Source organism: Dendronalium phyllosphericum CENA369 (assembly GCF_016056275.1).
Taxonomy (GTDB): Bacteria; Cyanobacteriota; Cyanobacteriia; order Cyanobacteriales; family Nostocaceae; genus Dendronalium; species Dendronalium phyllosphericum.
On sequence record NZ_JAECZA010000208.1, the window covers coordinates 1 to 10,645 of the forward strand.

The 10,645-nt window shown below is 40.7% G+C and carries 12 protein-coding genes and 2 pseudogenes; 11 read left to right on the forward strand and 3 right to left on the reverse strand.

What is annotated here, in order from left to right; translation table 11 throughout:
• A partial coding sequence (locus I8752_RS22855; RefSeq protein ID WP_214434552.1) for an IS630 transposase-related protein occupies positions 1-264 on the reverse strand: 264 nt, incomplete at its 3' end.
• 125 nt (positions 265-389) lie between these two features.
• Between I8752_RS22855 and I8752_RS22860 the strand changes: the two genes are divergently transcribed.
• The 9 genes from I8752_RS22860 to I8752_RS22900 all read left to right on the forward strand — a co-directional run bounded on the left by I8752_RS22860 (position 390) and on the right by I8752_RS22900 (position 6,911).
• Positions 390-1,106, forward strand: a complete 717-nt coding sequence (locus I8752_RS22860; protein ID WP_214434553.1) for a hypothetical protein — start codon at positions 390-392, stop codon at positions 1,104-1,106.
• Positions 1,107-1,118: 12 nt separating this feature from the next.
• On the forward strand, positions 1,119-2,930 hold the full coding sequence (locus I8752_RS22865; protein WP_214434554.1) for a hypothetical protein: 1,812 nt from the start codon (positions 1,119-1,121) through the stop codon (positions 2,928-2,930).
• A gap of 19 nt (positions 2,931-2,949) precedes the next feature.
• Positions 2,950-3,519, forward strand: coding sequence for a hypothetical protein (locus tag I8752_RS22870; protein WP_214434555.1), 570 nt, complete (start codon positions 2,950-2,952; stop codon positions 3,517-3,519).
• A 289-nt stretch (positions 3,520-3,808) separates the two neighbouring features.
• Positions 3,809-4,120 carry a hypothetical protein gene (locus I8752_RS22875; RefSeq protein WP_214434556.1) on the forward strand — a complete coding sequence of 104 codons (312 nt, stop codon included), beginning with the start codon at positions 3,809-3,811 and terminating at the stop codon, positions 4,118-4,120.
• A gap of 124 nt (positions 4,121-4,244) precedes the next feature.
• Positions 4,245-4,430, forward strand: coding sequence for a hypothetical protein (locus I8752_RS22880; RefSeq protein ID WP_214434557.1), 186 nt, complete (start codon positions 4,245-4,247; stop codon positions 4,428-4,430).
• Between the two features lie 681 nt (positions 4,431-5,111).
• Positions 5,112-5,576, forward strand: coding sequence for a hypothetical protein (locus tag I8752_RS22885; protein WP_214434558.1), 465 nt, complete (start codon positions 5,112-5,114; stop codon positions 5,574-5,576).
• Positions 5,577-5,691: 115 nt separating this feature from the next.
• On the forward strand, positions 5,692-5,877 hold the full coding sequence (locus I8752_RS22890; protein WP_214434559.1) for a hypothetical protein: 186 nt from the start codon (positions 5,692-5,694) through the stop codon (positions 5,875-5,877).
• Positions 5,862-6,158: a type II toxin-antitoxin system RelE/ParE family toxin gene (locus tag I8752_RS22895; protein WP_214434560.1), complete on the forward strand. Its 297-nt coding sequence runs from the start codon at positions 5,862-5,864 to the stop codon at positions 6,156-6,158. Before I8752_RS22890 ends, I8752_RS22895 begins: the two co-directional genes overlap by 16 nt.
• A 516-nt stretch (positions 6,159-6,674) precedes the next feature.
• On the forward strand, positions 6,675-6,911 hold the full coding sequence (locus I8752_RS22900; protein ID WP_214434561.1) for an acyl-CoA thioesterase: 237 nt from the start codon (positions 6,675-6,677) through the stop codon (positions 6,909-6,911).
• A gap of 347 nt (positions 6,912-7,258) precedes the next feature.
• Here the strand turns inward: I8752_RS22900 and I8752_RS22905 are convergent, their stop codons facing one another.
• Positions 7,259-7,543 (reverse strand): hypothetical protein, encoded by a 285-nt coding sequence (locus I8752_RS22905; protein WP_214434562.1) that lies wholly within the window; start codon positions 7,541-7,543, stop codon positions 7,259-7,261.
• A 27-nt stretch (positions 7,544-7,570) separates the two neighbouring features.
• On the reverse strand, positions 7,571-9,820 hold the full coding sequence (recD2, locus tag I8752_RS22910; protein WP_214434563.1) for an SF1B family DNA helicase RecD2: 2,250 nt from the start codon (positions 9,818-9,820) through the stop codon (positions 7,571-7,573).
• 130 nt (positions 9,821-9,950) lie between these two features.
• On the opposite strand from recD2, the pseudogene I8752_RS22915 reads away from it, so the two are divergent.
• A pseudogene (locus I8752_RS22915) lies at positions 9,951-10,316 on the forward strand (toprim domain-containing protein); the annotation flags it as partial.
• Positions 10,317-10,389: 73 nt separating this feature from the next.
• Positions 10,390-10,645, forward strand: a pseudogene (locus tag I8752_RS22920) (ISAzo13 family transposase); the annotation flags it as partial.

A 10,645-nucleotide genomic window follows, 5' to 3' on the forward strand; every position in this document is an offset into this window, starting at 1 on the left:
ATATTCGCAATATTCCAATAATGTTGCATCTGGGTATTGTTCAACCATTGCAGCTAGTTGAGTTTCATATCCATCCAACTCTCCCTTTTGTGCTCCACCTTGTTGTTTGGGTTGTACATGACCTTGAGTCTTATTCATGGAGAGAAGTTTTTGTACAAAACTTTTGGCTACACTAAATCTATTAGCCACCTTCCTGATTGAGGTGTCACCTTGTGAGTAAGCCAAAACTATTTTTTCTCGCAAGTCGATTGAGTAAGCTTTCATTTTAAGAGTTGATGTACTGGTATTAATGTACCTCATTTACCTGCAATTTGCTGTATGTTTTTTGAGCAATGTAATTGCTTTAGTTCTAGAGCAAAAAATCCCTCAACTTCTTGAAAATTTTGAGTATGAAGTATCTGACTCCAAAAGCAGCTAACGCAAAACCAAACCCAGAATCATCACCGCAAAGCCAGTCCAAAAAAGCACCGAGCGACAACCTAGAATTATTGGCCAGATGGATTGTGGCCCTGATATCACTGCCAGTTATCTTTGTTTCGCACATCGTTGCTCAATTCGTTACCCCCGGCACATCAGGATATAAGCTCGTTGGGGCAATCGGTTTCTGGATTGGTACACTGCTTTCGACTGATAGCATTTGGCAAGTTTTATTCCAAGGAAAACCCCTTTGCCCCTGGTTTGAGTCCGAATGGATTGGCTTTTTTGGTTGGCTACAGTTGCCATTTAATGTTTTATTTTGGATTAGTTTTGGCATCTCTGCACTCGTACAAGTGATGGAAGCAAAAACATTGCGGGGCAAAGATCCGGCTACTGCCAGGAATGAGTTTGAGGAATCAAAACAATACACCCTTGGTAGTAAACCTACTGGGAACATCGATCTGACTGTGGCACTTTGGGGTGATTACAAAGTAGCTGGGATGAAACAGCGTCATGCAGGGGGAGCGATCGCATTATTTTTCTGGGTTGTAGATTTGACTACCACCTTCGTTGGTCGCAATCCCTTCCGCTACACTAATCCAGGAGCAATTATTGCTTGTTTTGCTTACAACATCGTTTCAATGATGGCTGGAGAGATTGGTTTCAGTATTTGGAAGTTAACTAAATAACGGAGAAAGAAGATGGAACAAGTACCAATGCTAGGCACAAAGGAAACGGCACAGTTACGTGGCGATTATCCTGGCATTGAGTATTTGGAAGCTGGCAACATTGCCTCTTGGTTGCAGGAAAGGCAAGACCAGTTGTTAGTTCGCGCCAAGGACGAACGCAACGCGATGAATCTCGCTAAGTTCATCACCCTGGCCACAGCTGTTACAGGCGCTGTTTGTTATGCCACATCTCCCCTAGCTCCCATTGGCGCGGTTGTTGCAGGAGTTGGTTATCTCTGGTCGATTGTTCAGGATTTAAACAATACCCATCAATTTGCACCAATCCCATTCATTCGTGGTGACTTCTTCACTTTCCTTTCGGCAATGGGTGATAGTGTTGCCAGGGAGGAATATTTTGCTAATTCCAACGAGCTTGCTGAAGTTATGCTGCACTTAGAGCCAATGGAGAAATACGAGTTCGCCATGCTCAAGCAATGTTCTCATGTTGTGTGTGAATACCTGAGTGCCGTTGAGCCTGGGAAAAGATTTTACGCTTATCGTTGGTTGTTGGACTGGTTTATCCAACTTAAAGGACATTTCCCCACAAAGGAACAACTATCTGGTCATTTGGCACAAGTTACTATTGACCCCAGAGTCAACTATCAGCAAGTGGAGGCCATTCAGCAGACGACTCAACAGCAGAATTTGGGGATTCCACCAGCGCGGTTTGCTTCTTTACCAACTCCCTCACCAACGATAGAGCCATCAACAACACAGATTAATCCAGATAAAGTTTATCCTGTGCTTTCTCAGCCAGAGTCTTCCTCAACTACAGATCGCATTATTAATACTGAAATCTCCACTTACACATCTACTCCTAATACCAACTATGACTTAATCGGTCACATCGCCAAAAAAATCACTAATATGCTGTGGGTTGGTGTCCCTGGTTCTGGGAAGGGCATCACCATTAGCAATGCCATTGATGCCATCAAGCGACTGCATCCTCTTATACACATCTTTTATATTGACCCCAAGGGTGACGAGAAAGAAACTGGCTACTTCAAAGGTCGTGTTGATACTCTAAAACGCGCCAAGATTGTTGAAATGTCGCCAGTCGAAGCCGTCAAGTGGGTCAAAGACTGTTTTACCGAGTTCCAAAAAATCTCCGGCCCTAAGCTCATCATTTTAGATGAAGGCACTGCTGTTTGTTCCAAGTTCAAAAATGCCAAGGGTGAGATTGGTTGGCTCAAAGACAAAATTATCTCTTACTGTTCTTGCGGTGATAGCTCCGGTTGGCATTTTTGGATTGTCGTGCAGAATCCTCATACTGACGACTTGGGTATCTCTGGCGGTTTGCGATCGCAGTTAACTTCTGTTGCGTTAGTTCATCCTGATAACGTCCCGGCCTACAACGCCATGATTGCCACTCAACTCATACCGAGCGATCGCAAGATCACTTCAACCCAAGTGATGGAGATTGCACAGAGTTCGCCTGTTGGTCGAGCAGTGTATTACGGCGGTATCAATGAATGGTTTCCTATGCCACAGCTAAAAAATTTCTCTGGCTACGACCGGGACACTAACAAGTTTTTTGATTCTGAGCCAAGTAATAAACAATCCTCTCAATCCTTTCCTAATTCATCAAGCACACCAACAACCCAAGCTCAACAGATGTTGACACTGTTAGAAAAAACCACAGCCAATTCAATTGATGAGTTTATCCAGAAAGAATTGAAATTAGATGGAGTTCCACCAGAGCTGATCCGTTTGGGAATCGAAAGATTGCTCCAGAATTCTCATCTTAAATATAAGTTCGACGGCTGGAATAGTAATCAAAATTAATGTTTCTGGTATAAAAACTATGCAAGACAACAATCAAGGTAATTCCCCGAAATCAACCTCAACTCCAAATGAAAGAATAGCGGCTGGTATTGCTAATTTGATTAACAGCATCTCTCAAAGTTTTCAGTTATCAGAACGAGAAGAGCAAGTTCAAAAACAATGGTTAGAAAATATGAAAAATAGCAAGCTCCTGCAAGCAAAACAAGAGTTTATTAATGAAGCTAACTATCAAATGCCAATCTTGTTAACTTCTAAAACAAGACTGATAGTTCTTGAATCAATCCTTGTTGCTCGTGCTAGAGATGGTAAACCCATAGATGATTTAGTTACAGCGATTGAGGTAGTTAGGAAAAATGTTATTGACTTTGATCTTCAATCCAATCAGACTCCACAACCTCAGAAAAATACTCAAATTGGTAAAAATAAAGACGAAATAATCAAATACGAACATCGTTATGACCTTCCAATCCTTAGCGAAATTGGAATTTTGATTTACGATTTACGAAATATTCTATTACTTGCACCATTATTAGCAGTAATTTATGTTTTGTTTTTCTCAATAACTAACCCAAGAATCTGTTATAAATAGGAAAATGTTAATGGTAGTTATGAAAACAAAAGTATGTATTGTCAGATTTTAAATAACTTGAATCGTTTTCTTCAAGACTATCAGAAGATAGATTAAACTTTCTACTATTCGTAAATTACAGGGCAAACGCATTTCAAGTACAATTACTCCTTCATAGCAGAGTTTGAGTGTTTTATAATTTCACCTCTTTTTCCGTCATTTTTTATTCACTAGGGTTCAAAAATTATTTGCTTTGGCTTTGTAGTAACTTATAGTTTAGTTTTCAATTATTGTATGGAGGTATTATTAGGTGATTAAGTTTCTAATTCGATGTTTACCTGACTCAATTCTTGATGCTGTCAATACAGAAAGTTTGGCAGAATTAGACAGGCACAAACTGATAGTTTGGGCAGAAGATATACCAGTTATGAAGCCAGAAACTGAAAACTCGGCATATGATCTGGCTTCTCGTTTTTTGAAGGTAACGCCTGAAAATATCTTGGACGTTTTCAAGGCAATTGCTCAAATCTATACTGATTACGGCAATTGTTTGGCTTTCACCTACTTGATGGAAATTTCGGCAGAATACTTTGGCTTAATTAATGATGTGGACAATGTATAACAACGAATTGCCTATCTTCCAGGTTATAACCTTAAAGAGTGGCTCAACAATTCTTAAGTATAAATGTAGTTTATGTGCGCTTGCAGTTGTGTAAAATTGCTCTATTCATCAAGGTAATAAGCTTGTGGTTCAAAACAAACATAGACAAATTATTAATTGGTTAAGCAGGCTCAAATGTAATTTAGGATTCCACGAATGGAAACTCAATCTCAACGACAAAGAAGGGCAAATTTTTGGAGTTTCGATACGTCGATGTACTAAATGTGGGCGACGGCAAGTATCAGCAAATCGGTATTGGCAGGATTTATAAAGAATAATAAATACAGATGATTTCATTCAAACTAATACTCACTTTACTTGTCTGTTAGAAGACAATGGTAGAGAAATCGAACTTTGCCCTAATTGTAATATCTCATTGGTTCAAGTAGATGAATTGGAGGATGAGGATTTTGATTTTAACGACCAATTAACCAGACCAATTGCTTGCATCGGTTGTGCTCATTATCACGGGGTTGAGTATGGGGGCAACATGTTAGTGTGTGCAATTCACGCACAGGGGTGGGAGGATGAAAACTGTCCGGATTTTAAAGACAATATCTAGTCTTAGCTTGAAGCGAGCGCTAACTAATCAAAACTATAGCTGCTGTTTGAATCAATCCTTGTTGCTCGTGCTAGAGATGGTAAACCTATAGATGATTTGGTTACAGCAATTGAGGTAGTTAGAAAAAATGTTATTGACTTTGAGCTTCAATCCAGTCAGAATCCACAACCTCGGAAAAATACTAAAATTGGTAAAAATCAAGACAAAGTAATCAAATACGAACATCGTTATGACCTTCCAATCCTTAGCGAAATTGGAATTTTAATTTACGATTTAGGGAGAACTCTGAACACAAAGTTCAAAAAACTTTATGTAATACTGAATCTATTAAAACAAACTCAGCAGTTAATTTAGGTAATGCTATGAGAGAAATAGCAAAGCCATTCGTCCATGAATAAACTGCTTAAACGGATTTTGAAACTAATCAAGCAAATTTTTCAGCAGTTCTCATATAATGAACAATCCACTATTCCTTCCAGCAATCGCCCGTTAGAAACTCCTGCTATCATTCCTCCCATTCCGACTTTCGCTCCCCAGTGGCAGAATGGTTTAATACTGGTATGTTCCCAATGTACAGTCGAGCAATTTTCTGACAGTTATCATCGAGTTAGCTCTAGTACAACAGCTTCCGAAGAACTACAGAAATGGCTGAAATCTCGGCTCAAATTTGATAGATTATGGGGAAAATATCGAGTTGTTAGTAGCAGTTGTTTAGGAGTTTGCCTAAAGGAACGTGTTGCCGTTGTTCTTTATCATGATGCAGTAGGACAGCAATGCTTTATTATTTCTCCCCAGAACGAGTGTGAAATTCTTTACTCTTATATTAAAAAGATGGATCAATTATCCCAAAAGTGAGCTTTATCTGTTTTTTCCTGAGTTAGCTGACGTTAGCTGTATCATTTTGTAGCAATACCTCGTCTAACTTTGAGCTAAGATATTCTTTGTCTCCCCATAACTCCACTTTCCTCCCATGAGCGACAGAGAAACCGTTCTTGAACTTGTGAAGAGATTGCCTCCCAACGTCTCTCTTCGTGATATTGTCCGCGAAATTGAGTTTATCGCTGCCGTCCGCGAAGGTTTAGAACAGATTGACCAGGGGCAAGGAGTTTCTCTTGAAGCTGTTGAGCAAATGATTGAAGCATGGACTACCAAGTAGTTCTTTCTTCAAAAGCTGTCGGCGATTTAGAAGCCATTGTCAGGTACATAGCTGCCAGTAATCCTGAAGCTGCCAGGAAATTGGGTCAGCAACTCCTTCAGAAAGTTTCCCAATTGCGTGAATTTCCCTTCCAAGGTCAAAAAGTACCTGAATTTGACGATCCGAATATCCGTCAGCTTATTCTTAAGCCTTACCGTATTATTTATCGAGTTGAAGAAGACAGTGAACAAATCAGCATTGCTAGGTTTTGGCATTCCGCACAAGATGACCTAATGCTTTAAATTGCTGATGCTCAAACTTATAATAAGTTCAAACTATTGAAAAAAATCTAAGCAAAAAAACTGTAATTCTTAATAAACTATAAGTAGTTAATTCGCTAATTACTGTGTTTACCTAAAGTTTTAAATAAGATTAATATCGTTAATTCATTATTTTATAATTACAAATAAATACGTCATTAAAATATTATCTAAAATAGTTAAAATTGGATTATATTAATAATTTTACCACCCTCACGCTACAACGCGTAATTAACAATTAATATATTTTCAATATGCCGTGAAAAGTCAGATTGGTATTCAAGTACTGTGGCAAGGTTGGTTAAAATTACACGACCTCTATGTTCGCGTAGTGTCTCGTAGAGAGGGCTGGCAACTTACAAAAGAGACTTAACGGGAAAAGTCAGGCAGTAAATGAGTTATAGTTAATTTTTTCTCATTTGTAATCTTTTTATCAAAAATTAATTTAGATATATTGTCAATTAGTCAAATAAATCTAAATTGAGCAGCTTCTAAATAATGAGTTCTCAACTTGTTTCTTTAAAATTACAAGTACGTCCAAACGATCTCGATAGTCTAGGTCATGTTAATAATGCTACCGTTTTAGAGTATTTAGAAACAGGACGTTGGGATTGGTTGAAGCAACATAACATAAATATCAAACAGAAAATTGTTCCAGTTGTTGCTCGGATTGAAGTTAATTATCGTAAGGAAATTCTTCTGGAAGATGTGATTGTCAACACTAAATTAACGTGAGTTCGACGGCTCTAAAAACCCCTCTCCAAACCTCTTTCCCTGTGGGGGAGAGGCTTTGAAACCCTAATTTTTTCGTTGGAAACTAAAAATATTTCTGCCCCTCTCCGCCTCGGAGAGGGGTTGGGGAGAGGTTCATCGAACTCACGTTAAATTAGAACAAGCAAATCAATCGTTACTCTATCAAGCCAACTTTTGGCAATCAATTGAGGTTATCAAAGAAGGGAATTCATCAGTTGCCGTTGAAGCTCGCATTCAAGTAGTATTTATTGATTCCACAGAGCGGACTTTGCGAACGCTACAAGAATTTCTAGAAGGAGCAAGTAATTCAAGCAACGGAACTTAATAGCTTATCCTAAATCTTCAATTAAATTCTCAAGGTATTTTCGTGCTTCTGATATGATTAAATACAGAAGATTACCACTGCTATTCATTATTTCATATTCATCGAGAACAACATTATTAGCATCTACACTCCACCCTAGTCCGGAAATTAGACCATTAGCATCAGCTTTCTCTCCAAGTTCAGCTATTTCTAAAAGCAGAGATTTATACTCAGGCTTTAGCTTTTGGGTTTGAATCATTTTGTCTAACCTGGCTTCAAATTCTGTGGATGATTCATACTTATGGGTCATTATTTTAAATTATCTTTTAGCTGAGATTTAACTTGGCTGCAACAATCTCTGCCACAACCTTGTGTAACGCTGCTGGTCATTAGTAGTTCCCACAGCCAAGGATATCGCCTTCTTTGAGCCAACCACAATTGCTAATTTCCTTGCCCGTGTTAATCCCGTATAAAAGAGATTACGCGACAGCATTATAAAATGCTGCATATAAAAAGGAAGTATCACCACAGGATACTCGGAGCCTTGACTTTTATGAATTGAGACAGCGAACGCCAACGTAATCTCATTCAAGTCAGCATAATCGTAGACCACATCTCGTCCACCGTAGTCCACTGTAAGCTCTTGTTCCTCTGTATCGATACTCAGGATGGTTCCCAAGTCTCCGTTGAATACTTCACGGTTGTAATCATTGGTTTGTTGGATGATGCGATCGCCCACCCGCAGCGTCATTCCACTTCTGACAATCTCTGGTTTATCAGGGCTAGGCGGATTGAGAAGCCCCTGCAATACAGCATTCAGGTTGCGAGTCCCCACTAACCCGCGCGACATTGGGCAAAGTACTTGCACATCACATGCCGGGTTAAAACCAAGTCTAGGAATAAAATCTGTAATTAACTCACAAATTGCCTGTACTCCATGTTCTGGCTGATAACCTCCACTATGCCACAGGCAATCTGACACCGGATTATCCGAAATTGGCTCAAGGGTCGGGTAATCGCCTTGATTGATTTGGTGTGCGGCGATGACAATTGCACTCTGCTGGGCTTGGCGAAATACTTGCGTTAATCGTACTACTGGTACCCGAAGAGAATTGATCAGGTCAGCTAGTACTTTTCCTGGCCCTACTGATGGCAGCTGGTCGATATCACCCACTAATAATAGTTGCGCTCCTTGTGCCACAGCTTTCACTAGGGAATGTGCCAGGAACAAATCCAGCATACTGGCTTCATCAGCGATAATTGCGTTGTGTGGCAACGGATTTTCATGGTCGCGCTTGAACCCCATTGTTTTCGGGTCAAACTCCAGCAAGCGATGTATCGTTTTCGCTTCCAGCCCAGTCATTTCTGCCAAGCGCTGTGCTGCTCTGCCTGTTGGTGCGGCTAGAGCTATTGATTTGCCCATTGCTTTCCAGAGGCTGACAATGGTATGCGTAGTAAAAGTTTTGCCAACGCCAGGGCCACCTGTGAGTACCATTATCGGAGAATAAGCTGCTGTCTCAACTGCTTGCTGCTGTTGTGGCGATAGCTGGATTTTACGACTCGCCATAAAACGCTCTAACCAAGCACGAACGCGTGGCATATCCTGAACGCTCGGTTGACTCAACCGTCGAGATATCATCTGCGCCAAATTCATCTCAGTGTGAAAGAACGTTGGCTTGTAGCACAGCAGTAACTTTTCACTGTAATTTTCTCTAACGCTTTCCCTAATCAATTCCTCCCTAGCTGACATCTCTTTAATTATGTGAGCGATCGCTTCCTCTTGTGGCTGATGAGTATCAGTTGTCAGTAGTTTGATGACGTTTTCGATTAATTCTGGCTGGGGTAGGTAACAATGACCATCCTCAGCAGCTTCACTCAACGCGTGGATAATTCCTGCACTGTATCTAAATTCACTATCAGGAGCTACCCCCAGGTTTCGCGCAATCTTGTCAGCAGTTAGAAAACCAATTCCGTAGATGTCGGTTGCTAGTTGGTAGGGGTTAGAGGTGACGGTAGCGATCGCATTGTCTTGGTACTGCTTGTAAATTTTGACTGCGTATGTTGTCGAAACGCCATGACTTTGCAGGAATACCATCACTTCCTTGATAGCTTTCTGCGTCTCCCAAGCGTTCTTGATTAGCTTGATCCGCTTTTTCGCAATGCCTTGAACTTCGATTAGTCGGTCAATCTGGTTTTCGATGATATCCAGGGTTTCCAAACCAAAATGTGCAACGATGCGTCTGGCTGTGACTGGGCCAACGCCTTTGATCAGTCCACTGCCCAAATATTTCTCAATTCCGGTGAGTGTGGCGGGTTTGGTTTCCTTGTAATTAACAACATTAAACTGTGGGCCGTACTGGGGGTGGTCTTTCCAGAAACCTGTTAGCTGTAGTGTTTGTCCTGGTTGGATATTGGCGAAGTTGCCAACGATTGTGGTGAGATCGGTAGTGCGGGGACGTGTTAAACGCGCAACGGTATACCCCGATTCTTCTGAGTGAAAGGTCAGGCGCTCGACAACTCCGGTAATGGTTTCGTACTGGGGAGTTGCGTTAACTTGTTGATTAGTAACACTTTGGGGAGTGGACATTAGTTATTCAAAATGCCGCACATTATTATAAACCTGAAAGTGAGTTTATGTAGTACATTTATACTGTAAAGTAGCCCCACAAAGCTTTGTCAAAGACAACCTAATATAATTTATCTAAAGCACATCTGCCATGCCGAAACGTCTTCTGATTGTCGAATCCCCTGGAAAGGTTAAGAAACTCAACCAAATTCTCGGTGCAGATTGGATTGTACGCGCTAGCTGTGGACATATCAGAGAACTGAGCGATAAAGGTGATGATTCACTCGGTTTCAGCATGGAGAACGGTAGTGTGCAATGCGATTATGTACCGCGAGATCAACGTGCCAAAGAAACAATCGGAAAACTAAAATCCGCCGCCAAAGAGGTAGATGAAGTAGTTCTAGCAACTGATCCAGACCGAGAAGGTGAAACTATCGCTCTTGCTCTAGCCCAAGTGTTGGGACTCAAAGATCCTAAACGGGTTGTCTACACTGAGATTACAGCATCAGCAGTAAGGCATCATGTAAAAATAAATTAAACAATTTTCTAAATAGTTAGACAATCATAATGTAATCAAATTACAGCGTTAAATGTCTAATAACCAGGAAATCAAAAGCATTCAAGGCAAGTACGATTTGTTATCGCCTTATTTGAACGAGAAAACACGGCGTATCTGGGCAGCAATTGAAGCCCAAAGCTTGGGGTGGGGAGGTATCAGCCAGGTTGCGCTCGCAACTGGACTATCCCGGACTACAATCCATGCGGGGATAAGGTTATTGTTAGACGCTTCGGAGGAAGAAACCTCGAATGGCGATAGTAATCGAATTCGTTCGTCAGGTGCTGGAC

What these genes read in the sequence shown, in the direction of transcription:
- I8752_RS22895 (WP_214434560.1), top strand. Translation starts at nt 5,862, where the DNA reads ATGGACTACCAAGTAGTTCTTTCTTCAAAAGCTGTCGGCGATTTAGAA.
- I8752_RS22905 (WP_214434562.1), bottom strand. Translation starts at nt 7,543, where the DNA reads ATGACCCATAAGTATGAATCATCCACAGAATTTGAAGCCAGGTTAGAC.
- I8752_RS22870 (WP_214434555.1), top strand. Translation starts at nt 2,950, where the DNA reads ATGCAAGACAACAATCAAGGTAATTCCCCGAAATCAACCTCAACTCCA.
- I8752_RS22890 (WP_214434559.1), top strand. Translation starts at nt 5,692, where the DNA reads ATGAGCGACAGAGAAACCGTTCTTGAACTTGTGAAGAGATTGCCTCCC.
- I8752_RS22900 (WP_214434561.1), top strand. Translation starts at nt 6,675, where the DNA reads ATGAGTTCTCAACTTGTTTCTTTAAAATTACAAGTACGTCCAAACGAT.
- I8752_RS22860 (WP_214434553.1), top strand. Translation starts at nt 390, where the DNA reads ATGAAGTATCTGACTCCAAAAGCAGCTAACGCAAAACCAAACCCAGAA.
- I8752_RS22885 (WP_214434558.1), top strand. Translation starts at nt 5,112, where the DNA reads ATGAATAAACTGCTTAAACGGATTTTGAAACTAATCAAGCAAATTTTT.
- I8752_RS22865 (WP_214434554.1), top strand. Translation starts at nt 1,119, where the DNA reads ATGGAACAAGTACCAATGCTAGGCACAAAGGAAACGGCACAGTTACGT.
- recD2 (WP_214434563.1), bottom strand. Translation starts at nt 9,820, where the DNA reads ATGTCCACTCCCCAAAGTGTTACTAATCAACAAGTTAACGCAACTCCC.